This is a genomic window from Kitasatospora cinereorecta, from assembly GCF_024172095.1.
GTDB lineage: Bacteria > Actinomycetota > Actinomycetes > Streptomycetales > Streptomycetaceae > Kitasatospora > Kitasatospora cinereorecta.
Genome location: NZ_JAMZDX010000001.1, coordinates 351,739 through 374,541, shown reverse-complemented (window position 1 = coordinate 374,541; position 22,803 = coordinate 351,739). Strand labels below are relative to the sequence as shown.

The 22,803-nt window shown below is 73.7% G+C and carries 19 protein-coding genes and 1 tRNA gene; 3 read left to right on the top strand and 17 right to left on the bottom strand.

The window, feature by feature from the left end:
* Nucleotides 1-22 precede the first annotated feature (22 nt).
* The 3 genes from FHR36_RS01795 to FHR36_RS01785 form a co-directional block, all read right to left on the bottom strand.
* A complete protein-coding gene (locus tag FHR36_RS01795) occupies nt 23-685 on the bottom strand; it encodes a LuxR C-terminal-related transcriptional regulator (protein ID WP_253793138.1) in 663 nt (220 codons plus the stop codon).
* Nucleotides 686-842: 157 nt separating this feature from the next.
* Nucleotides 843-915 (bottom strand) — tRNA-Thr (locus FHR36_RS01790).
* A gap of 50 nt (nt 916-965) precedes the next feature.
* Nucleotides 966-2,303, bottom strand: coding sequence for an MFS transporter (locus FHR36_RS01785; RefSeq protein WP_253793136.1), 1,338 nt, complete (start codon nt 2,301-2,303; stop codon nt 966-968).
* A gap of 144 nt (nt 2,304-2,447) precedes the next feature.
* On the opposite strand from FHR36_RS01785, the gene FHR36_RS01780 reads away from it, so the two are divergent.
* Nucleotides 2,448-2,645: a hypothetical protein gene (locus tag FHR36_RS01780; RefSeq protein WP_253793133.1), complete on the top strand. Its 198-nt coding sequence runs from the start codon at nt 2,448-2,450 to the stop codon at nt 2,643-2,645.
* A gap of 76 nt (nt 2,646-2,721) precedes the next feature.
* Here the strand turns inward: FHR36_RS01780 and FHR36_RS01775 are convergent, their stop codons facing one another.
* From FHR36_RS01775 to rsmI, 7 genes are all read right to left on the bottom strand, one after another.
* A complete protein-coding gene (locus tag FHR36_RS01775; RefSeq protein WP_253793131.1) occupies nt 2,722-4,530 on the bottom strand; it encodes an ABC-F family ATP-binding cassette domain-containing protein in 1,809 nt (602 codons plus the stop codon).
* A gap of 107 nt (nt 4,531-4,637) precedes the next feature.
* Nucleotides 4,638-5,555 (bottom strand): 4-(cytidine 5'-diphospho)-2-C-methyl-D-erythritol kinase, encoded by a 918-nt coding sequence (locus tag FHR36_RS01770; protein ID WP_253793129.1) that lies wholly within the window; start codon nt 5,553-5,555, stop codon nt 4,638-4,640.
* Entirely contained in the window at nt 5,556-6,434 is an 879-nt protein-coding gene (rsmA, locus tag FHR36_RS01765) for a 16S rRNA (adenine(1518)-N(6)/adenine(1519)-N(6))-dimethyltransferase RsmA (protein ID WP_253793127.1), read from the bottom strand. It abuts the gene before it with no gap.
* A gap of 86 nt (nt 6,435-6,520) precedes the next feature.
* Nucleotides 6,521-7,393 carry a TatD family hydrolase gene (locus FHR36_RS01760; protein WP_253793124.1) on the bottom strand — a complete coding sequence of 291 codons (873 nt, stop codon included), beginning with the start codon at nt 7,391-7,393 and terminating at the stop codon, nt 6,521-6,523.
* Nucleotides 7,393-9,012, bottom strand: a complete 1,620-nt coding sequence (gene metG / locus FHR36_RS01755) for a methionine--tRNA ligase (RefSeq protein ID WP_253793121.1) — start codon at nt 9,010-9,012, stop codon at nt 7,393-7,395. The genes FHR36_RS01760 and metG overlap by 1 nt, the downstream gene beginning before the upstream one ends.
* Nucleotides 9,013-9,095: 83 nt before the next feature.
* Complete coding sequence (locus tag FHR36_RS01750; protein WP_253793119.1) at nt 9,096-9,527, bottom strand: hypothetical protein; 432 nt, start codon at nt 9,525-9,527, stop codon at nt 9,096-9,098.
* Between the two features lie 213 nt (nt 9,528-9,740).
* Complete coding sequence (gene rsmI / locus FHR36_RS01745) at nt 9,741-10,586, bottom strand: 16S rRNA (cytidine(1402)-2'-O)-methyltransferase (protein WP_253793117.1); 846 nt, start codon at nt 10,584-10,586, stop codon at nt 9,741-9,743.
* 97 nt (nt 10,587-10,683) lie between these two features.
* Here rsmI and FHR36_RS01740 point away from each other — a divergent pair, with 97 nt between their 5' ends.
* Both FHR36_RS01740 and FHR36_RS01735 read left to right on the top strand, forming a co-directional pair.
* Nucleotides 10,684-12,450, top strand: a complete 1,767-nt coding sequence (locus FHR36_RS01740; protein ID WP_253794650.1) for a dolichyl-phosphate-mannose--protein mannosyltransferase — start codon at nt 10,684-10,686, stop codon at nt 12,448-12,450.
* Between the two features lie 46 nt (nt 12,451-12,496).
* Complete coding sequence (locus FHR36_RS01735) at nt 12,497-14,242, top strand: penicillin-binding transpeptidase domain-containing protein (protein ID WP_253793115.1); 1,746 nt, start codon at nt 12,497-12,499, stop codon at nt 14,240-14,242.
* 10 nt (nt 14,243-14,252) lie between these two features.
* Here FHR36_RS01735 and FHR36_RS01730 read toward each other — a convergent pair whose 3' ends face one another.
* From FHR36_RS01730 to FHR36_RS01700, 7 genes are all read right to left on the bottom strand, one after another.
* The gene (locus tag FHR36_RS01730) at nt 14,253-15,791 is read right to left on the bottom strand and encodes a N,N-dimethylformamidase beta subunit family domain-containing protein (protein ID WP_253793113.1); all 1,539 of its coding nucleotides are present in this window, start codon (nt 15,789-15,791) and stop codon (nt 14,253-14,255) included.
* 56 nt (nt 15,792-15,847) lie between these two features.
* On the bottom strand, nt 15,848-17,161 hold the full coding sequence (locus FHR36_RS01725) for a hypothetical protein (RefSeq protein ID WP_253793111.1): 1,314 nt from the start codon (nt 17,159-17,161) through the stop codon (nt 15,848-15,850).
* Between the two features lie 158 nt (nt 17,162-17,319).
* Nucleotides 17,320-18,780 (bottom strand): penicillin-binding transpeptidase domain-containing protein, encoded by a 1,461-nt coding sequence (locus FHR36_RS01720; RefSeq protein WP_253794649.1) that lies wholly within the window; start codon nt 18,778-18,780, stop codon nt 17,320-17,322.
* A 68-nt stretch (nt 18,781-18,848) separates the two neighbouring features.
* The gene (locus FHR36_RS01715) at nt 18,849-20,249 is read right to left on the bottom strand and encodes an FtsW/RodA/SpoVE family cell cycle protein (RefSeq protein ID WP_253793109.1); all 1,401 of its coding nucleotides are present in this window, start codon (nt 20,247-20,249) and stop codon (nt 18,849-18,851) included.
* A 15-nt stretch (nt 20,250-20,264) separates the two neighbouring features.
* Entirely contained in the window at nt 20,265-20,768 is a 504-nt protein-coding gene (locus FHR36_RS01710) for a DUF1269 domain-containing protein (protein WP_253793107.1), read from the bottom strand.
* A 440-nt stretch (nt 20,769-21,208) separates the two neighbouring features.
* The gene (locus FHR36_RS01705) at nt 21,209-21,868 is read right to left on the bottom strand and encodes an ABC transporter (RefSeq protein ID WP_253793104.1); all 660 of its coding nucleotides are present in this window, start codon (nt 21,866-21,868) and stop codon (nt 21,209-21,211) included.
* A complete protein-coding gene (locus FHR36_RS01700) occupies nt 21,865-22,770 on the bottom strand; it encodes an ABC transporter ATP-binding protein (protein WP_253793101.1) in 906 nt (301 codons plus the stop codon). Before FHR36_RS01700 ends, FHR36_RS01705 begins: the two co-directional genes overlap by 4 nt.
* Nucleotides 22,771-22,803: the final 33 nt, after the last annotated feature.

Below are 22,803 nucleotides of genomic sequence, written 5' to 3'. Positions count from 1 at the left end.
CGCGCCCGCGAGCCGCACCCGGTCAGCGCAGCCGGTCCAGCAGCCCGGTCCGGGCCGCCACCGCCGCCGCCTCCAGCCGGGAGCGCGCCCCGAGCTTCATCAGGACCCGCTGCACATGGGTGCGCGCGGTACTGGAGGCGATCGCCATCCCGGCCGCGATCGCCGCGGTGTCCTCGCCCTCGGCGATCCGCACCAGCACCTGCGCCTCGCGCCGGGTCAGCACCCGCAGCAGCCGCAGCGCCTCGTCGTCCGGCTCCGCCGACGGCCACAGCAGCTGCTCGAACGCCCCGCGCAGCACCTCCACCGCCACCGCCGCCTCACCGGCCCGCACCCGCGCGATCGCCCGGTCCACCACCTCGATCCGCTCGTCGCTGCGCACGTACCCGGCCGCCCCGGCGGCGAACGCCGCCGCCACCCGGCCCGGCGACCCGAGCGGGCCCAGCACCACCACCGCGATCTCCGGCCGGTCCCGGCGCAGCCGGCGCAGCGGCTCGTACGGATCCTGCTCGGCGGCCGGTCCCACCCCGAGCAGGCACACCTCCGGCCGCCGGCCCGCGACCAGCTCCACCACGGCGGCCGACGGGGCGCCGACCGCGAGCACGCGGTGGCCGCGCTGCTGCAGCGCCGTGCCCAGGGCCTCGGCCATCAGCCGGTGGTCGTCGACCACCACGAGCCGAGCGCTCACGCCCCCACCCCCGGATCCGACCCCGCGGAACGTCGATGACGCACCATCACAGCGCATTCGGTACCCGTCCCGCCAGACCGCGACGCCACCCGGCGCAGGCGTCCCCCCGGAAACGCCGAAGGCCCCCGCCACAGGGGCGGAGGCCTCGATCTTGCTGAGCCCCCATGCGGAATCGAACCGCAGACCTTCTCCTTACCATGGAGACGCTCTACCGACTGAGCTATAGGGGCCGGCTTCGGAAGGTTTCCCTGTCCGTCGCAACGAGGAAGACATTACATGGTCATCGCACCCCTTGGGAAATCGGTGCCGCCCCGCCCCGCAGGCCGAGATCACCGCCCCGGGTCTCGGGCAGAGCCACCAGACAGAGCAGCGACACCGCCCCCAGCCCGGCCAGGTACCAGCCCACCGGCTGCGCGGTGCCGTACGTCGCGGTGAGCCGGGTCGCCACCAGCGGTGCGGTGGCCCCACCGACCACGCCGCCGAGGTTGTAGGTGAGCGCGGCGCCGGTGTACCGGATCCGGGTCGGGAACAGCTCCGGCAGGTACGCGGCGATCGGCCCGAGCAGCGCGCCGAGCACCGTCATCGCCCCGATCAGCGCCACCGCCGCGTACGCCGTCCGCCCGGTCTCCAGCAGCGGGAAGAGCAGCAGCGACCACCCGGCGGCGGCCGCCGTGGCCAGTTGCAGCATCCGCCGCCGCCCGAAGCGGTCGGCGGCGCCGGCGGTCAGCCAGACGGCGGCGGCCTTGGCGACCGCGCCGGCCATCAGCAGTTCCAGCACCAGGGTGCGGGCGTACCCCAACTCCCCGGTGGCGTACGCCAGTGCGTAGGTGGTGGTGAGGTAGAACAGCCCGTACCCGAGGACGATCGCGCCGGCGCCCAGCAGCACCGCGGGGGCGTGCCGGCGCAGCACCTCGGCGACCGGCACCCGGGCGCGGTCGGCCCGCTCCCCGGCGGCGAGGAAGAGCGGCGTCTCGGCGACCCGCAGCCGGACGAACAGCCCGACCGCGACCAGGGCGAACGAGCCGAGGAAGGGCAGCCGCCAGCCCCAGCCCAGGAAGGCCTGCTCGCTGAGCGCCCCGGCCAGCACCAGGAACGCCCCGGTGGCGAGGAAGAAGCCGATGCAGGGCCCGAGTTGGAGGAACCCGCCGTACCGTCCGCGGCGCCGGGCCGGGGCGTGCTCGGCCAGCAGCAGCGCCGCCCCGCCCCACTCGCCGCCGAGTCCGAGCCCCTGACAGAAGCGCAGCACGGTCAGCGCGGCGGGCGCCCACAGCCCCCACCGGCCGTACCCGGGCAGCAGGCCGACCGCCGCCGTGGACAGCCCCATCAGCAGCAACGACACCACCAGCGTGGCCTTGCGGCCCAGCCGGTCGCCGAAGTGACCGAACAGCACGGCGCCCAGCGGGCGGGCCAGGAAGGCCACCGCGTAGACCGAGAAGGCGGCCAGCAGCGCCCCGGCGGCGCCGAGGTCGGGGAAGAAGACGGCCGGGAAGACCAGGGCGGCCGCGGTGCCGTAGATGAAGAAGTCGTAGAACTCGATGGCGGTCCCGGTGAGGGCGGCCGCGGCGACCCGGTGCAGGCCCGGCGCCGGGTCGGCCCCGGGCGGGGTGTCAGATGTCATGGGGACACGATCGCCCCCCGCTGACCTGCGAGGACAGCAGGCACACGGGTGATTCGGGAGCGTACGGACCGATGCCCGCCGGGGTGGTGCGCCGGGTCGGCGGCGGCGGTATGGTGACGGCTCCCGGGCACGGAAGGGGCGGACATGAGGGACCTGTTCGACGAGAACGGCGTGTTCGACAGGGTCGTCGCCGTCGTCTGCCTCGGGCTCAGCCTGCTGATGCTCGACCTCGGTGTCGGCCAGTTCCGCCAGGGCGGCTCGATCGCCTGGGCGGTGACGGGCTGCGCGCTGGTCCTGGCCTCCGGCGGGGAGACCTACCGCCGCTTCCGCCACCGTCGCTGACGGCCCGTCCGGGGGGCAGCTGGCCGGGGCGCCGGCCGTCGCCCGCCCCGGCCCGGACCGCCTGGGATTCCCCGGCTCAGACCTCCTCGGCCAGCTCCAGCCAGGCCATCTCCAGCTCCTCCTTCTCCTCCCGGACCTTGCGCAGCTGGGCGTCCAGCTCCGCGACCTTGGAGAAGTCGGCGGCGTGCTCGGCGAGTTGGGTGTGCAGCTTGGACTCCTGCTGGTCCAGCTTGGCGATCTGACGCTCCAGCTTCTGCATCTCCTTCTTGGCCGCCCGGATGTCCCCGGCCGACTTGGCCGACGCGTCCCCGGCCACCGCCGCGGGCGCGGCGACCGCGGCCGCCGCCTCGGCCATCGCGGTACGGCGCTGCAGGTACTCGTCGACGCCGTTCGGCAGCATCCGCAGCCGCTTGTCGCCGAGCAGCGCGAAGACGGTGTCCGTGGTGCGCTCGATGAAGAAGCGGTCGTGGCTGATCACGATCATCGAGCCGGGCCAGCCGTCGAGCAGGTCCTCCAGCTGGTTGAGGGTCTCGATGTCGAGGTCGTTGGTCGGCTCGTCGAGGAACAGCACGTTCGGCTCGTCCATCAGCAGGCGCAGCAGCTGGAGGCGGCGGCGCTCGCCACCGGACAGGTCGCCGACCGGCGTCCACTGCTTGTCCTTGCCGAAGCCGAACTGCTCGCACAGCTGACCGGCACTCATCTCCCGGCCCTTGCCCAGGTCGACCCGGCCGCGGATCTGCTCCACCGCCTGCAGCACCCGGGTGGCCGGGTCCAGCTCGGCGATCTCCTGCGAGAGGTACGCCAGGCGGACCGTCTTGCCGACCTTGACCACACCACCGGCCGGCTGCACGTCGCCCTCGGTCGCGTACGCGGCCTGCATGGCGCGCAGCAGCGAGGTCTTGCCGGCGCCGTTGACGCCCAGCAGGCCGAGCCGGTCGCCGGGGCCGAGCTGCCAGGTGAGCCGCTCCAGCAGCAGCTTCTCGCCGGCCTTGACGGTCACGTCCTCCAGGTCGAAGACGGTCCGGCCGAGCCGGGCATTGGCGAACTTCATCAGCTCGCTCTTGTCGCGCGGCTCCGGCACGTCCGCGATCAGGGCGTTGGCGGCCTCGATCCGGTAGCGCGGCTTGGACGTACGGGCGGGCGCGCCGCGGCGCAGCCAGGCCAGCTCCTTGCGGGCCAGGTTCTGCCGCTTCTGCTCCTCCACCACCTCGATGCGGGAGCGCTCGGCGCGGGCGAAGACGTAGTCGGAGTAGCCGCCCTCGTACTCGCGGACCTCGCCGCGCTGGACGTCCCACATCCGGGTGCAGACCTGGTCCAGGAACCAGCGGTCGTGGGTGACGCAGACCAGCGCGGAGCGGCGGTTCTGCAGGTGCTGGGCGAGCCAGGCGATGCCCTCGACGTCGAGGTGGTTGGTGGGCTCGTCGAGGACGATCAGGTCGTGCTCGCCGAGCAGCAGCTTGGCCAGCGCGATCCGGCGGCGCTCGCCGCCGGAGAGCGGGCCGATGACGGTGTCGAGGCCGTCGGCGAAGCCCGGCAGGTCCAGGCCGCCGAACAGGCCCTGGATGATGTCGCGGATCCGCGCGTCGCCCAGCCACTCGTGGTCGGCCCGGTCGGCGATCACCTCGTGCCGGATGGTGGCCTTCGGGTCCAGCGAGTCGTGCTGGGTCAGCACCGCCATCTGCAGGCCGCCCGACCAGGTCACCCGGCCGCTGTCCGGCTCCTCCAGCTTCGCCAGAATCCGGATCAGCGTGGTCTTGCCGTCGCCGTTGCGGCCCACGACACCGATCCGATCCCCCTCGCTGACGCCGAGGCTGACCCCGTCCAGCAGAGCCCTGGTGCCGTAGACCTTGCTGACGGACTCGATGGTGGCGAGGTTGACGGCCACTGCTGCTGCGCTCCCTGACTGGACACCCCGGGCCACGTGCGTGCCCGATCTCCCCAGCCTAGTGGCCAGCTGCCGGGCACCGGTCAATACGTCTGCCCGGGCACCTCTCAGGTCCGGACCGCTGCCCCGGGCACCGGGCCGTACGTGGGGTGGGCGGCGCGGCAGGTGCCGGAGGCGCGCAGCGCCGCCGCCACGGCGGCCGCGGCCTCGGCGTCCTTGACCAGGAAGGCACAGGTCGGACCGGAGCCGGAGACCAGCGCCGCCAGCGCCCCGGCCTCGGTGCCGGCCCGCAGGGTGTCGGCGAGCGAGGGCCGCAGCGACAGCGCGGCGGCCTGGAGGTCGTTGGCCAGCGCGCCGGCCAGGGCCACCGGGTCGCCGTCGGCGAGGGCGGCGAGCAGGGCCGCGTCGGCGTCGGGGGTCGGGACGTCCGCCTCGGTGAAGCCGGTACCGGCCTCGTCGCGCAGCCGGTCGCACTCGCGGAACACGGCCGGCGTGGACAGTCCGCCGTCGGCCACCGCGAACACCCAGTGGAAGGTGCCCCGGACCGGCAGCGACTCCAGGATCTCGCCCCGACCGCGGCCCAGCGCGACCCCGCCGAGCAGCGCGAACGGCACGTCCGAGCCGAGCTCCGCGGCCAGCTCCAGCAGCGTCTCCAGGGGGGTGCCGAGCCCCCACAGCGCGTCGCAGGCCAGCAGGGCCGCCGCGCCGTCCGCGCTGCCGCCGGCCATGCCGCCGGCCACCGGGATGGCCTTGGCGATGTGCAGGTGGACACCGGGCTCGGCGAGGCCGTGGTGCGCGGCGAGCAGGCGGGCCGCGCGGGCGGCCAGGTTGGTGTCGTCCAGCGGGACGACGGCCGCGTCCGGGCCCTCGCAGCTCAGCGTGACGCCCTCGGCGGGGGTGGCCGTCACCTCGTCGAAGAGGGCGACGGCGAAGAACACGTTGGCCAGGTCGTGGAAGCCGTCGGCGCGCAGGCCGCCGACCCCCAGCTGCACGTTGACCTTCGCGGGAACCCGTACCGTGACCATCTACTCCGCCTTCGGCTTGTGCTCGGCGATCGCGGCGAACTGCTCCACCGTCAGCATCTCGCCCCGCAGCTTGTGGTCGATCCCGGCGGCGTGCAACGCCTCCTCGGCGGCGGCCGGCGAACCGGCCCACCCGGCGAGCGCGGCGCGCAGCGTCTTGCGGCGCTGGGCGAACGCGGCGTCGACCACCGCGAACACCTCCCGCCGGCTGGCGGCGGTCTTCGGCGGGTCGCGGCGGATCAGCGAGACCAGCCCGGAGTCGACGTTCGGCGCGGGCCAGAAGACGTTGCGGCCGATCGCGCCGGCCCGCTTCACCTCGGCGTACCAGTTGGCCTTGACCGACGGCACGCCGTACACCTTGTTGCCGGGCTTGGCGGCGAGCCGGTCGGCGACCTCGCTCTGCACCATCACCAGGGTGCGCTCGATGCTGGGGAAGGTCTCCAGCATGTGCAGCAGCACCGGGACGGCCACGTTGTACGGCAGGTTGGCGACCAGCGCGGTCGGCGCCGGGCCGGGCAGCTCGGTGACCTCCATGGCATCGCTGAGCACCAGGTCGAAGGCGTCCGCCTTCTCCGGCATCCGGCTCGCCACCGTGGTCGGCAGGTGCCGGGCCAGCAGCGGGTCGATCTCCACCGCCGTGACGTGCCGCGCGACCTCCAGCAGCGCCAGGGTCAGCGACCCCAGCCCCGGCCCGACCTCCACCACCGCGTCCTCGGCCGTCACCCCGCCGGCCCGGACGATCCGGCGCACGGTGTTGCCGTCGATGACGAAGTTCTGCCCGCGCTGCTTGGTCGGCTTCACGCCGAACGCGGCCGCCAGCTCGCGGATGTCGGCGGCGCCCAGCAGGTGGCTGTCGGGGGTGGTGGGTTCGGTGCTGCTCACGGGCCAAGGATACGGGCGCGCGCGATCGTCGGAGTTCGACGGCCTGCCGGTGCGGCGTCCGTGCGGTCGGCGGCGGCCGGTGGCGGTCAGTAGCCGAAGGCGCGGGCGGTGTTCGCGGCGATGGCGGTGGCCAGCTCGTTCTCGGGGAGGTCCAGGTGGGCGGCCATGGCGCGGACGGTGACCGGGATCAGGTAGGGCGCGTTGGGACGGCCGCGGAAGGGGTGCGGGGTGAGGAAGGGCGCGTCGGTCTCGACCAGGATCCGGTCGAGCGGGGTCGCGGACAGGGCCTCGCGCAGGACGTGGTTGGCCTTGTAGGTGACCGGGCCGGCGAAGGAGAGGTACCAACCGTGCTCGGCGCAGGTCTTGGCCATCGCGGCGTCGCCGGAGTAGCAGTGGAAGACGGTGCGCTCGGGCGCGCCCTCCTCCAGCAGGACGGCGATGACGTCGTCGTGGGCGTCCCGGTCGTGGATGACCAGGGCCTTGCCGTGCCGCTTGGCGATCTCGATGTGGCGGCGGAAGGACTCCTTCTGGATGTCCACGCCCTCGGGGCCGGTCCGGAAGTAGTCCAGGCCGGTCTCGCCGACGGCGAGGACCTGGGGCAGGGCGGCCAGCGCGTCGATCTCGGCGAGGGCGGCGTCGAGGGCGGCCGCGCCGCCGGGCGCCCGGTGCTGCCCGGACCACCCGTCGGGGTCGCCGAGGAAGATCCGGGGCGCCTCGTTGGGGTGCAGCGCGACGGCCGCGTGGACCTGCTCGAACTCCTCGGCCAGCGCGGCGGCCCAGCGCGAGCCGGGCACGTCGCAGCCCACCTGGACCACGGTGGTGACCCCGACCGAGGCGGCCCTGGCGAGGCCCTCGGCGGGGGTGCCGGACTGCATGTCCAGGTGGGTGTGGCTGTCCGCCACCGCCACGGCCAGGGGTTCCGGCAGTGGCGGCGGCGTCGAGCGGTCGTCCTTGGCCATCAGGCGGAGGGCTTCTCTTCCAGGCGGGGGAACAGGATGTCGCCCTTGGTCACCGTGGCGCCCGCCGGGAGGCGGCCCCAGTCGGCGACGGTGGCGATGGTCTGGGCGGCGAGCGCGCCGAGCGACTCCTCGGCGCCGAGCGAGACCCACAGCTTCTCGGCGGTGGCCGGCATCAGCGGGTTGAGCAGTACGGCGCTGGCCCGCAGGGCCTCGGCGGAGGTGTAGAGGATGGTGGCCAGGCGGGCCTGGCCCTCGGGCGAAGTGTCCTTGGCGACCTTCCACGGCTCCTGCTCGCTGAGGTAGCCGTTGACCAGCTTGATGAACTCGAAGATCGCCGCGATGCCGCCGGCGAAGTCCAGCTCCTCGCCGATCTTGCGGTCGGCCTCCTCGACAGCCTTCTTCAGCCCGTCCACCACGGCCTGCTCGGCGTCACCGGCGGCGGTGGCGGCCGGCAGCGAGCCCTCGTAGTACTTGCCGACCATGGCAGCGACGCGCGAGGCGAGGTTGCCGAAGTCGTTGGCCAGCTCGGAGGTGTACCGGGCGGTGAAGTCCTCCCAGGAGAACGAGCCGTCGGTGCCGAACGGGATCGCCCGCAGGAAGTAGTAGCGGTAGGCGTCCACGCCGAAGTGCGAGGTCAGGTCGGTGGGCGCGATGCCGGTCAGGTTGGACTTGGACATCTTCTCGCCGCCGACCATCAGCCAGCCGTTGGCGACGACCCGCTTGGGCAGCGGCAGGCCCGCGGCCATCAGCATGGCCGGCCAGATGACCGCGTGGAAGCGCAGGATGTCCTTGCCGACCAGGTGCACCGAGGCGGGCCACAGCTCGGCGAAGCGCTCCGGGTCGGAGCCGTAGCCGGCGGCGGTGATGTAGTTCTGCAGCGCGTCCACCCACACGTAGAGCACGTGCTTCTCGTCCCAGGGCAGCGGGACGCCCCAGTTGAAGGTGGAGCGGGAGATCGAGAGGTCCTTCAGGTCCTGCTCGACGAAGCGCAGCACCTCGTTGCGGGCGGAGGCGGGCTGGATGAAGTCCGGGTTGGCGGCGTAGTGCTCCAGCAGCCGGGTGCCGTACGCGGAGAGGCGGAAGAAGTAGTTCTCCTCCTCCAGCCACTCGACCGGGCGCTTGTGCACCGGGCAGAGCTTCTCGTCCTCGGTCGCGCCGGGGAGCAGCTCGCCGGGGAGCTTGTACTCCTCGCAGCCGACGCAGTACGGGCCCTCGTAGCCGCCCTTGTAGATCTCGCCCTTGTCGTGCAGGTCCTGGACGAACTCCTGGACGCGGTCGGTGTGCCGCTTCTGGGTGGTCCGGATGAAGTCGTCGTTGGCGATGTCCAGGTGCTGCCAGAGCGGCTTCCAGGCCTCTTCGACCAGCTTGTCGCACCACTCCTGCGGCGTGACGCCGTTGGCCTCCGCCGTGCGCATGATCTTCTGCCCGTGCTCGTCGGTACCGGTGAGGTACCAGACCTTCTCGCCGCGCTGGCGGTGCCAGCGGGTGAGGACGTCGCCGGCGACCGTCGTGTACGCGTGGCCCAGGTGGGGGCGGTCGTTCACGTAGTAGATCGGAGTGGTGACGTAGTAAGCCGGGCTCTGCGCCTCGGTGGTGCTGTGGTCTTCAGTGGCCGCCATACGACCGAATCTTAGTCGCGCCAAGGAACCACCCTCGACCGCTTAAACGGCCCGGGTGGTTCCTGCGCGGGAACCCGGCCGGGTCAGTCGGCCCGGTGTCCGAGGAAGCCGAACCAGCGGCGGCGCTGCCCGGCCGGGACGGCGGGCGGTGCGGCCGGCACCGGGTCGGCGGGCTCGGCGTGCGGCGCGTAGCCGGGTGCGATGGCGCTCGGCGCGGTGGCCACCCGGCCCTCGCGCATGATCCTCACCTTGTGGCCGCCGCACCCGGGGCAGGTCGGTTCGCGGAGCGGGGACGGCACCCGGACGCCGTTCGCCTTGTACTCGAACACGATCTGCCCGTCGCGGGCCTTGTGGTGTTCGATGTCGTACGCCTGCTCCCAGCCGTATGCGCAGCTCAGGCAGACGAAGGAGTACGCCTCCCGGACGGTCTCGACCTGGGTGCGCGCCCGGGTGGTGACACCCAGGCCGCTCGGCGCGCTGCCACCACTCAGAGGGCTACCGATCGCGTCGCTCATAGCCAACTCCCAGTGCCCGCCGGACGTCCGTCCGGCTCGGGTCTTTCCATCCCAGGGAATGCCCGGGACACCCCGACCGCTACCCGGCTTGCCAAGTCTTGGGCCCGAATTGGTGAGACCTGGAGGAAGTCGCTGTCGGAGGGCTTCCCGGGCCGGGGGTTCGCGGAGTGCTCCCTCCAACGTACGCGCGCGCCGCCGTAGGAGCACGCCTGGTCACCCGCTGTTCTTGGCCGCCACCACGGCGTCGAACACCTCGCGCTTGGGCAGGCCCAGCTCGACCGCGACGGCGGCGATCGCCTCCTTGCGGCGCTCCCCCGCCTCCTCGCGGACGGCGACCCGGCGGGCCAGCTCCTCGGGGGTGAGCTGCTGCGGGGCGGCCGGCGGCGCGCCGGCCACCACCACGGTGATCTCGCCCTTGACGCCGTCCGCGGCCCAGGCGGCCAGGTCGCCGATCGGGCCGCGCTTGACCTCCTCGTAGGTCTTGGTCAGCTCGCGGCAGACCGCGGCGGGCCGGTCGGAGCCGAAGGCGTCCGCCATCGCGGCGAGGGTCTCGGCGATCCGGTGCGGGGCCTCGAAGAAGACCATGGTGCGCGGCTCGTCGGCGATCTGCGCCAGCTGGCGGGCCCGGTCGCCGGCCTTGCGGGGCAGGAAGCCCTCGAAGGTGAAGCGGTCGACCGGGAGGGCGGAGAGGGCGAGCGCGGTGAGCACCGCGGACGGCCCGGGCACGGCGGTGACCTTGATGTCGCTGGCCACCGCGGCGTCCACCAGCCGGTAGCCGGGGTCGGAGACCGAGGGCATGCCGGCGTCGGTCACCAGCAGCACCCGGGCGCCGCCGAGCAGCGCCTCGACCAGCTCGGGGGTGCGGGCGACCTCGTTGCCCTCGAAGTAGGAGACGATCCGCCCGGCCGGGGTCACCCCGAGCGCCTGGGTGAGCCGGCGCAGCCGCCGGGTGTCCTCGGCGGCGATGAGGTCGGCGGCGGCCAGCTCGGTGAGCAGGCGCGGGGGCGCGTCCTGGACGTCACCGATGGGGGTACCTGCGAGAACGAGAACTCCAGTCACGCCCATATCCTCTCGCAACCCGTCCGGTGCCCGTCTCCGGTGACGGCTCTCAGGGGGCACCCCTACGATGTGGCGCGTGACCGGCGACCTGGAAAGCATGGACCGTGGTACGGACCACCCCGAGCAGGGTGGCGTGACGGTGCTGGACGCGCCCGTGGAGGCGGTGGCCGCTCCGGCCGCCCCGCCGGCGGCCGAGCCCTCGCGCTGGGCCCGGGCGCTGGCCGGCTACGGCTACCGCGCGCCGCGCCGTCCGGTGGACGCCGAGCGGCTGGTGCCGCCGATGCCGGACGGCCCGGGCGTGACGCCCGACCGGGTGGGGCCCTCGCCGCTGCTGCTGCGGCTGGGCTTCGCGCTGCCCGACCCGCTGTGGTCGTTCCTGTGCCGCTGGGCGGGCTGGATCGGCCCGGTGCTGGTGGCGGTGTTCGCCGGGGTGCTGCGCTTCGCGAACCTGGGCAACCCGAACGCGCTGATCTTCGACGAGACGTACTACGCCAAGGACGCGTACGCGCTCTGGCACGGCGGCTACGAGACCAGCTGGCCGGACGACGCCAACTCGCTGATCACCGCGCCCAACCCGAGCATCCCGTTCCGGACCGACCCGGCGTACATCGTCCATCCCCCGGTCGGAAAGTGGATCATCGGGTTCGGCGAGCACCTGTACGGGATGAATCCTTTCGGCTGGCGGTTCATGACGGCGGTGCTCGGCACCCTGTCGGTGCTGATGATCGCCCGGATCGGCCGCCGGCTGTTCCGCTCGACCCTGCTGGGCTGCGTGGCCGGTCTGCTGCTGGCGGTGGACGGCCTGCACTTCGTGATGAGCCGGGCGGCGCTGCTGGACCTGGTGGTGATGTTCTGGTTCGTCGCCGCGTTCGGCTTCCTGCTGCTCGACCGCGACCACAGCCGGGCGCTGCTGGCCGAGCGGCTGAAGACCACCCCGGGCGGGGACTGGCTGTTCCTCGGCTGGCGCCCGTACCGGCTGGCCGCGGCGGTGTCGCTGGGCCTGATGACCGCGACCAAGTGGAGCGGCCTGTACGCGCTGATCGCGTTCGTCGTGCTGACAGCCGCCTGGGACGCCTCGGCACGCAAGCTCGCGGGCAGCTCCAACTGGTTCCTGTGGGGCCTGTGGGACGCGCTGTTCGCCGGCGCGGTGATGGGCGTGCTCACCATCGGCGTCTACCTGGCCTCCTGGACCGGCTGGATCCTCAGCTCGACCGCGCCCGGCAAGGGCGGCTACTACCGGGACTGGGCGGCCTCCCACCCCGGCGGCTTCGGCCCGGACTGGCTGCGCAGCCTGTGGCACTACCACGCCACCATGTACGACTTCCACACCCACCTGACCAGCCCGCACACCTACCAGTCCAACCCGTGGAGCTGGCTGCTGCTGGGCCGTCCGGTGTCGTTCTTCTACGAGTCGCCGAAGAACGGCCAGGCCGGCTGCCAGGTGCCGGAGTGCGCCCGCGAGGTGCTGGGGATCGGCACCCCGCTGCTGTGGTGGGCGGGCATCGTGGCGCTGGCGTACTGCCTGTACCGCTGGCTGATGCGGCGCGACTGGCGGGCCGGGGCGATCCTGTGCGGCCTGGCGGCCGGCTACCTGCCCTGGTTCGGCTACCAGCAGCGGACCATCTTCCTGTTCTACGCGGTCGCCTTCGTGCCGTTCCTGGTGCTGGCGGTGACCATGATGATCGGGGCGATGATCGGCCCGGCCACCGCCTCGCGGGACCGGCGGACCCTCGGCGCGGCCGGCGCCGGCCTGCTGATTCTCGCGGTCATGTGGAACTTTCTGTACTTCCACCCGCTGTATACGGGAGAGACGATTCCGATGGACGACTGGCGGGCCCGGATGTGGTTCACCAGCTGGATCTGACACCGGGGGGTACGGTGTCGGGACCGAACCGTCGGCAGACCGACCCATGGGGGGACTGCACGTGAACAAGGGCGCCAAGATCGGCATCGCCGCCGCGGCCACTGTCGTGGTGGCCGTCGGCGGCTACGGGGCGTACAACGTCGCCACCGCGATCGGCGACGGGTCCTCCGACTCGGCCAAGGCCAAGCCGCGGACCGTGGTCGCCGAGCCGCCCACCGCCGAGCAGGCCGCAGCGGGCGCCAAGGCGTTCCTGGAGGCCTGGGCCAAGGGCGACGTGGCGGGCGCCGCGGCGCTGACCGACGCGCCCGACCAGGCGAGCACCGCGCTCACCGCGTTCCAGGACAAGGTGAAGCCGAGCGCGGTGCACCTCACCCCGGGCGGTCCGACGGCCTTCCCGTCCGCCTCCGCCGCGCCCTCGACGAGTGCCGCGGCCTCCGCCGCCCCGTCCGCGGCCGCCTCCGCCGCCGCCTCGGCGAGCCCGGCGGCGCCGGCCGGGGTGCCGCTGTCGTTCAAGGCCAGCCTGGAGTTCGCCGACACCGGTACGCCGTGGAACTACGACGGCGTGCTCGGTGTGGTGAAGATGAGCGACGGCAAGCCCGCCGTGCACTGGACGCCGTCCGTGATCCACCCGCATCTGGGGCCGGGCGAGACCATCGCGGTCAAGCCGGTCTTCGCGACCCCGGCCGCGGTCACCGACCGCAACGGCAAGTCGCTGGCCGCCTTCCCGTCGGTCGCCCAGTTGCTGGAGCGGTTCAAGACCTCCGCGCCGCAGGGCTCGCCGCAGGACGCCGGCGCCGGTGTGGTGATCACCCCGGACTCCGGCTCGGGCGCGCCGGAGAAGCTGTTCACGGTGAAGGACCCCAAGCCGGTCCCCTCGCTGAAGCTGACCCTGGACGCGACGCTGCAGCAGGCCGCCGAGGCCGCCGTCCAGGAGCAGTCCAAGGGCGGTACGCACGCCGCCTCGATCGTCGCCGTCGAGCCCAGCACCGGTAACATCCTGGCCTTCGCCAACGCCCCGGCCACCGGGCAGAACCGGGCCTTCTCCGGTGCCACCGCGCCCGGCTCGACCATGAAGGTGGTCACCTCGGCCGCGCTGCTGGAGGCGGGGATCACGCCGTCCACGCCGGTGGCCTGCCCGTCGTCGACCATGGTCACCGGCCTGGCGGTGAAGAACGACTTCGACGACGCCCGGCCGAACAACACCTTCACCGACGACTTCACCCAGTCCTGCAACACCGCCTTCATCGAGCAGGGCAGCAAGTCGCTGAAGGCGGACTCGCTGCCGAAGATCGCCAAGGACGTGTTCGGCCTGGGCCTGGAGTGGCACACCGGCCTGTCCAACTTCGACACCAAGATCCCGACCGAGGGCAGCATGGCCGGGGCGGCCACCGAGTTCATCGGCCAGGGCAAGGTGCAGACCAACCCGCTGGGCATGGCCTCGGTCGCGGCCACCGTGCAGAGCGGCGTCTTCCGCCAGCCGATCCTGGTGCCCGGCTCCGACCAGGTGAAGGCCGCCCGGACGCTCTCCCCCGACGTGCTGCAGAACCTGCGCAACCTGATGAACCAGACCGCCAAGGTCGGCACCGCCAAGGACGTGATGGCCGGCATCACCGCCGACGCCGGCGCCAAGACCGGCACCGCCGAGGTCGCCCCCGGCAAGGCCACCAACAGCTGGTTCACCGCGTTCCGCGGCAACCTGGCGGTGGCCGCCGAGGTCGAGGGCGGCGGCCACGGCGCCGACGCGGCCGGTCCGGCCGCGGCCAAGCTGCTGAAGATCGGCAACAGCGGCTGATCCGCCGGGCTCAGCCCTTGCCGTACACCGCCGCCACGTTGTCGGCGGCCGGGTGGGCCTTCCCGCAGGGGCCGGCGGCGAAGGCCCGCAGGAGGTTCTCGGTGACCTTCCGGGTGAAGTCGCCGGCCCGGCCGTCGATGCCGTGGCCGGGCCGGTCGCCGAGCGACTCCACCCAGCGCATGGTGCCGGTGGCGAACACCCCGGCGCCGCCGGGCGCCGACCAGTAGGCGGTGTCGGCCCAGCTGTGGCGCCCCTCGCAGACCACCGGCGAGTGCGAGACGATCTCGATCGGCCGGGGCGTGGGGAAGCCGGTGTTCACCCGGTCGTACTCCACGCCGACCAGGTGCGGGAAGCTGTCGCCCGCCTTCGCCCCGGTGCCCGCGTACAGCCAGTGGTCCGGCTCGGTGACCACGTAGGGCGCGTCCACCGGGTAGCCGTCGTAGATCACCCCGAGCAGCGAGCTCTCCGGGTCGGCGCCGGGCGCGGCGCGGAAGTCGGTGGTGGCGGGCTTGCCGGCCTTGTAGCCGGGGTCCTCCTGCCAGGCGCCCTTGTAGCAGACCACCACCCGGCCCGGGCCGAGCTCGCTCGACTCGAACCGGACCCGGCGGAAGCAGCAGTTGGCGCCGAGGACCGCCAGATTGGTCCCGGCGTCGCGGGCGGCGGTGACCGCGGCCCGCTGCTCGGGCGACCAGTACTCGTCGTGCCCGAGCGAGAGCACCGCGGTGGCGCCCTTCAGGCTCTGCGGGTCGGCGGCCACGTCCACGCCGGTGGTGTACGCCAGCGGGATGCCCAGGCGCTCGGCCAGCGCGATCAGCGGGGCCTCGTAGACCAGGAACAGCCCGGCGCCGTCGTCGTACTGGTAGGGCCGGTCGAAGGTGACCTGGAGCGAGCGGGTCGGCAGGCCGCCGCTCGGCCCGTTGTAGAGGTTGTAGCCGCCCCACTCGTTGTACGCCTGCCAGGTGGCGACGGCGTTGACCACCACGGTCCGCCCGGCGGTGGAGTGCGACCGGACGGTGACCGGCACGAAGCGCTGGCCGGCTCCGCCGTCGGCGTCCAGCCGGAGCAGGTAGCTGCCCTCGGGCCAGCCCAAGGTGTCGACGGTGGTGGTGCGGGACCAGCCGGTACGGACCATCCGGGTGCCGGAGTCCACGGTGAACGCCTTCTGCCGGGTGCCGGGCAGCCGGTCGGACTGCCAGACCAGCCGGGCGCGGGCACCGCCGTACCAGCCCATCCGGTAAGCGGAGATCCGGAAGCCGGGGGCGGTGGTGGAGACGTACAGGCCGAACGGCTCGCCGGGCAGCACGCTGACCCGGTCGGCGAACCCCTCGACGGCGGCGGCCGGGCCGGCGTTGGTGACCGGCCAGTCGGCGTTGCCGGGACGGGCGTTCTCGGCCGCGGTGGCGCTCGGCGCGGGGCTCGCCGCGGCGGGTCCGCCGGCGGCGGGGGTCGGACCGGGGTGCGGGGCGGCCTTGGGCGTCCCGCAGGCGCTCAGGCCCGCCGCCGCGCCCACCGCTAGACCGAGAAATCGCCGCCGTCCGGTCCCGCCCATGCCATCCGCTCCCCGCGCTCGTGCCGTCGGGGACCATCCTCGCCCACCGGGGGCGCTCAGGCCTGCAGCGCCAGCGCCCGGACCTCCGGCTGCCGCCAGGTCCAACTGTGGCTGGCCAGGCGCGGCCAGAGCACCAGGACGGCGGGCAGCGCGAGGTAGCCGAAGCGGCCGGCCGGGGCGAAGGTGAAGGCGACCGTGAGCCCGACGGCTAGCAGGTCGCAGGCGGCGATCGCCGAGGTCGGCGGGTGGGCGAGCAGCCAGAGCGCGACGGCGAGGGCGCCGAGGCAGAGCAGGGTCAGCGAGACGGTGTGCCCGGTCGGGCCGAGGCCGGCCAGCACCTTGCCGGGCAGCGGGCTGCCGGCCGGGGTGTGCACGGCGCCCATGCCGAGCGGAAAGCGGACCACCTGCTCGCGCAGTTGGCGGACGTGGCCGACGGCGACCGGGAGGATCACCCCCAGGCTGACCGAGACCGCGATCAGCCCGGTCCGCACGGCCCGGCCGCGCCCGTACAGCCGCCAGATCATCAGCAGTGCCACCGGCAGCGCCGGCCAGGCCGTCCACTTGAGCGTGCAGGCGAGGGCGAGCACCAGCCCGGCGCCGACCGTCCGGCCGCGCACCGAGAGGGCCATGGCGAGGCAGCAGACGCCGATCAGCGGCAGGTCGACGCCGCCGACCACCAGCGCGAGGGCGATCAGCGGGGAGGCGGTGAGCACGGTGAGCGGCAGTATCGGAGCCCGCTCCAGGCTCGGGCGCAGCAGCCGCCAGCCGGCCAGCAGGCAGGCCAGGAAGGCGAGCGCGAACCAGATCCGGGCGTCGCCCAGCACCTGGGCGAGCGGCCCGTCGTCGCCGATCGCGGCGCGCGGCAGCCCGAAGAGCGCCATCGCCGGCAGGTACGGGTTGTAGTCGGTGACCACGGCCGGGTCCGGCAGGTACGGGCTGCCGGTGTCCAGCAGCAGCCGGGCCGAGCGCTCGACCACCATCACCTCGGACTGGTGCCTGCCCTCCAGGGCGAGCACCACCAGCGGGACCAGCACCGCGCCGAGGGCGGCGGTGAGGGCCGCCGCCCGGGGGGCGATCCGGCTCGGCAGGGTGAGGCAGAAGATCCCGGCGAGCAGGTAGGCGGGGGCGGCGACGGTGCCCCAGAACACCTGGTTGCGCAGGTCGGAGACGAGCGGGAAGGCCTCCGCCCAGCCGGCCGCGACCAGGCAGCCGAGTGCCTGCACCAGGGGATTGGCGGCCCAGCGGGCGGCCGCGGCGCCGCCGCTGTCCCCGCGCTGGCGGGGTACGCCGCCGGATCCCGGGCGTCCGGGTGGTCCGTGCACGGCGCAGGTCGCCTGGTCTTCCCGGAGCTGGGGACGGGTGCTCGCCATGGCAGGAAGGGTAGGCGGGGGGAGTGCGCCCTGTCCCGGGACTCGGCGTGGTTCTTGTGTGGAGCTTCCTGACATTCCGTCTCACAAGTCACGGGGCGCGGGGCGGGGTGTCAGGTGATTCGCGTCACACCCGGGTCGGGTCCCCGCTCCGCCCCCGATCACCTGTTGAGGACCGCCTGCATCACCGACTTGGCGATCGGGGCGGCCAGCCCGCCGCCGGTGACGTCGGTGGCGCTGCTGTCGGCGACCACCACAGCGACCGCGACCGGCGGGACCGCGGAGGACCCCTCGGGCCGGGCCCAGGAGATGAACCAGGCGTACGGCACCCCGCTGTTGTCCACCCCGTGCTGGGCGGTGCCGGTCTTGCCGCCGACCGTGGCACCGGCGATCCGGGCGTTCCGCCCGGTCCCGTTCTGCACCACGTCGACCATCAACTGCTGCACCTGCGCGGCGACCGCGGGGCTGACCGCCTGCTTGTAGCGGACCGGCTCCATCACCTGGACGTCGGTGCCGTCGCTGCGGGTCAGCTTGTCCACAAGCTGTGGATACATCACGGTGCCGTTGTCGGCGACCCCGGCCGCGACCATGGCCATCACCAGCGGGGTGGCCGCGGTGTCGAACTGGCCGATCGAGGAGAGCGCCAGCTGCGACTGGTTCATCTGCGTGTCGAAGTTGGAGCGGGCGGCCCGGACCGGGATGTCCAGCTTCGCGTCGTTGAAGCCGAAGTTCTCCGCCATCGCCACCATCCCCTTCAGCCCGACCTGCACGCCCAGGTAGCCCATGACGCTGTTGCAGGAGGCCGTCATCGCCTGCGTCAGCGACTGGTTGGGCTCGTTGCAGGCCGGGGTGTCGTTGTTCAGCGTGGTGGTCGTCCCCGGCATGACGTACGGGTACGGGGCGCCGGTCGGCGCGTCCACGTCGGTGACCACGCCGTCGGCCAGCGCGGCGGCCGCGGTGACCACCTTGAAGGTGGAGCCGGGCGGGTAGATCTGACGCAGCGCCCGGTTCAGCATCGGCTGGTCGGTGTCGGCCTGCAGCCGGTCCCAGGCCTGCTGGTCGGCCGCGGTCGAGCCGGCGAACGAGCCCGGGTCGTAGGACGGCGTGGACGCCAGCGCGAGGATCCGCCCGGTGGCCGGCTCGATCGCGACCACCGCGCCCTTCTGCCTGCCCAGGCCCTTCAGCGCGGCCTGCTGGGCGGCCTTGTCGATGGTGGTGTACACGTTGCCGCCGGGCTGCTGCCGGCGGGCGACCGCGTCCCACAGCGCCCAGCTCGCCAGCCGGTGGTCGGTGCCGGAGAGCAAATCGTCGTAGACGCCCTCCAGCTGGGTGTTGCCGTAGGTCTGCGAGGAGTACCCGGTGACCGCCGCGTACTGCGGGCCGTCGGTGTAGGTGCGCTTCCAGTCGTACCGCCCGCCGGTCTCCACCGAACCGGTGACCGGGCTGCCTTCCACCAGGATCTCGCCGCGCGGCTGGTCGTAGCGCTGGATGGTGAGCCGCTGGTTGGCCGTGTTGTGGTCCAGCTCCTTCTTGCGGAAGACCTGCACCCGGGTGGCCTGGGCGGCCAGCGCCACGATCAGCACCAGGCAGAAGGTGGCGGCCCGGCGGCCGGTGGTGGAGATGCCGGGCAGACCCTGCGGGCCGCCGGCGGGGCGCTCGGCGGAGCTGTCGGCGGCGCGGCGGCGGAACCTCACCGGCCGCCCTCCGGCATCGGGCCGGGCTCCGGACCGGACGCCGACTCGGGTTCGGGTTCGGGGGCCGGGCGGCGGGCGGTGTCGCTCATCCGCACCAGCAGCGCCACGATGATCCAGTTGGTCACCACCGACGAGCCGCCCTGGGCGATGAAGGGCAGCGCCATGCCGGTCAGCGGGATCAGCGCGAGCACCCCGCCGGCCACCACGAAGACCTGCAGCGCGACGATCGCGGCCAGCCCGATCGCCAGCAGCCGGCCGAACGGGTCGCGCAGCGCGATCCCGGTCTTGAAGCCCCGGGAGACCAGCACCGCGTACAGCAGCAGGACCGCCACCAGGCCGACCAGGCCGAGCTCCTCGCCGACGGTGGCCAGGATGAAGTCCGACTTGGCCGCGAAGCCGATCAGGACGGAGTGGCCGAGGCCCAGGCCCGCGCCGAGCATCCCGCCCCAGGCGAAGGCGAACAGCGACTGCGCGATCTGGTTGGCCCCCTGGCCGGCGGCGATCGAGCCGAGCGGGTCCAGCCAGTCGGTGACCCGGCTGTGCACGTGCGGGGAGAGCCAGCCGACGCCCACGGCGGCGATCGCGGCCAGGAACAGCCCGATGGCGATCCAGCCACTGCGCGCGGTGGCCACGTACAGCATCACCACGAAGAGCCCGAAGAGCAGCAGCGAGGTGCCGAGGTCGGTCTCCAGGACCAGGACGCCGACGAAGGCGGCCCAGATCAGCAGGACCGGCCCGAGCACCCGGCCGAGCGGCAGCCGGATCCGCCAGACCCGGCGGCCGGTCAGGGCCAGCGCGTCCCGGTGGACGGCGAGGTAGGCGGCGAAGAAGATCGCCAGCAGGATCTTGGCCAGCTCGCCGGGCTGAAAGGAGAGCGGGCCGAGCTTGATCCAGATCCGCGAACCGTAGACCGGCGGGAAGGCGATCGGCAGGACCAGCAGCACCAGCGCGGCCAGCGCGCCGACGTAGGCGTACCGCTGGAGGATCCGGTGGTCGCGCAGCAGCAGCACGACCGCGATGAACAGGCCCATCCCGAGGGTGGACCAGAGCAGTTGGGTGGGGGCCGCCTCGCTGCCCGGGGTGGCCCGGTCCAGACGGTAGATGACGACCAGCCCGATGCCGTTGAGCAGCACCGCGATCGGCAGCAGCAGCGGGTCCGCGTACGCCGCGCGCCAGCGGACCACGCCGTGCGCGACCAGGGCCAGCACGCCGAGCGCGGCACCGTAGGAGGCCGCGTCCGAGGGGACGCGGCCGTCGATGTTCACCCCGACCTCGATGTAGCCGAAGACCGCGATCAGCACGGCCGCGACGACCAGGGCCAGTTCGGTGGTGCGGCGGGTCCTCACCGGCCGCCGGGCGGGCGAGCCCGCCCGGACGGTCGCCGAAGGAGAGGCCACGGAGGTGGCGCTCGGTCAGACGCCGGCCGGCTGGGCGGCCCGGGCGATCTCCTTGAGGTGCTCCTCCTCCTCGTGGCTGAGCGAGGTCTGGATCAGCTCCCCGCCGAACCGGGCCACCACCGGCACCACCTTGTCCTCGGTCGCCCTGCGGACCAGCGCGAAGACCGCGGCGCGGCCCGGCTCCAGCTGCTGCCCGACCCGGCGCATGAAGGCGTCGTCCACGCCGACGTCGGTGGCGGCGCCCACCGCGGCCCCGGTCGCGCCGCCGATCGCCGCGCCCAGGAACGGCATGAAGAACAGCAGCCCGATCACCCCGCCCCAGAGCGCGCCCGAGGCGGCGCCGGCGCCGGTGGTGGAGACCGCCTGGTGCAGCTTGATCCTGCCGTCCTCGGCGCGGCGTTCGACCACGACGATGTCCTCCAGCTCGATCAGCCGCTGCTTCTGCAGGCCGATCAGCTCGTCGCGCACCTTCTGCGCGGTGGCGACATCCGGGTAGGCGATCGCGAACAGGTTGCTCACGGCGGGGTCCTTCCGACTCGTCGGGCGTGGGCGGGTCTCCCCGCACCCTAGCCAGGGATTTGCCATATTTATGGCTCTTGGGTCCGGTGTGTCCGATATTCAAGGGTTCGACGGCTGATGTCCTGCCGATCGCGTCGGTCACCGAAGATTTTCCTGCCGGACTCACAGGAAACCGTAAGTTCTCACCCCTTCTCACGGGTCACCGCCGTACGGCATGATCCCGCGCAGTCCCTCGACTGCATTGAGGAGTTCACACGACCACCTCCCGTCCGCGCCGCGCCGCGTGGACGGGAGCACCGCCCGGCCGAGCGCCGGGGACCGCAGGTGACCGGTGACATCGCGACCGGGGCCCCTCCCGCCCAGCGGCGGGCGAGGAGGGAAGGTGCCCCGACATCGCGCGCCCGGCGGGTCCCGCTCCGGACCCGCCCGAGGGCGGCCGGTCACTCCTGGCGGCGGCCGGCGAGCAGTGCGGCCGCCGCCAGGGCAAGTCCGGCGACCACCGCCGCCACGGGCACGGCCGCCAGCAGCGCCGGCAGCTCCAGGCCCCGGCCGCGGGAGGCGGTGATCAGCGCCCGGACCACCACGTTCGGCGGCGCGCCCGGAGTGACCAGCACCAGCGTGGCGGCGGCCAGGCTGAGCGGAATGCCGTACTGCGCGCTGAGCAGCACCGGCCGGTTGAACAGCGCCCCCACCGCCGCGCCCAGCAGCACGCACACCGCCGACGCCAGCACCCCGGCCAGCGCGGTGGACGCCGGGTCCGCCTTCGACCCGCCCGCCACCAGCCCCACCACCGCCAGCCCGGCCAGCGCCAGCGCCCCGCCCGCCAGCAGCGCGGCGAACAGCGCCGCCAGGTGCACCCGCACCGCCCCGGCCGCCGCCGTCAGGCAGGCCCGCGAGGCGGCCGGCTCCGCCGTCACCGCGCACCGCACCAGCCACGCGGTGACCGGCAGCAGCACCGCCCCCGACCAGCCGAACGCCCCCAGCGCCTCCTCCCCGCCGCTCAGACCGATCACCATCAGCAGCACGTACGCCAGGAACGGCGGCAGCCAGCGCTGCGAGCGCACCAGCAGCTCCAGGTGGTAGCGCACCAGCACCCTCATCGGACCTCCCCCAGGCCGCCGTCGACCGCCGCCACCGGGACGGGCGGCTCGCCGGTCCCGGCCGGCCCGGGTGGCTCGTCGACGGCCCGTACCGCCCGGATGTGCACCGGCGGGGTGGAGGTGAGAAGGCGGCGCAGCAGGGCGTCCGAGTGGCGGGCGGCGACCTCCAGCCGGGTGGCGCCGTCGCCGAGCGGGATGCGGACCGGGGCGCCGGGCAGCCGGGGCGGCAACGGGCCCACCGCCTCCACCGCGACCGCCGGCTCCGGCCCGGGACCGGCGCCGGCTTCCGGCGGCTCGACGGCGTGCAGCCGGCCGTCCGCGACCGCGTACCCGGCGGTGGTCAGCCCGGCCAGCCGGTGGGGGTCGTGGTCGACGAAGAGCACCCGGCCACCGGCCGCGGTCCGCTCCACCACGGCCTCGTCCAGCAGGGTGCGGGCGGCCCGGTCGAGTCCGGTCCACGCCTCGTCCAGCAGCAGCACGTCCGCCTCGGCCAGCAGCGCCTGGGCGACCGCGACCTTCTGACAGGTGCCCTTGGAGAGCCGCCCGATCGGGGTGCCGGCCCGGTCCGCGATGCCGAAGCGGTCCAGCCAGTACCCGGCCCGGCGGCGCGCCTCACCGGCCGTCAGCCCGTGGATCCGGCCCAGGTGGTGCAGGTAGCCGCGGGCGTCGAAGGGCAGCGCGGGCGGGAAGCGCTCGGGGACGTACGCCGTACGGCCCGCGACCTCCACCCGGCCGGTGTCCGGTCGCTCGATCCCCGCCACCAGCCTGAGCAGGGTCGACTTGCCGCTGCCGTTCGGCCCCTCGATCCGGACCAGGTCGGCCGGCTCGACCGTCAGATCCACCTCGCGCAGGATCCACGGCGCATGCCGCCCGTACCGCTTGCCCACCCCGCCGAGCCGCATCCGCCACCCCGTCCCGTCCGCCGTCCCGTCTCG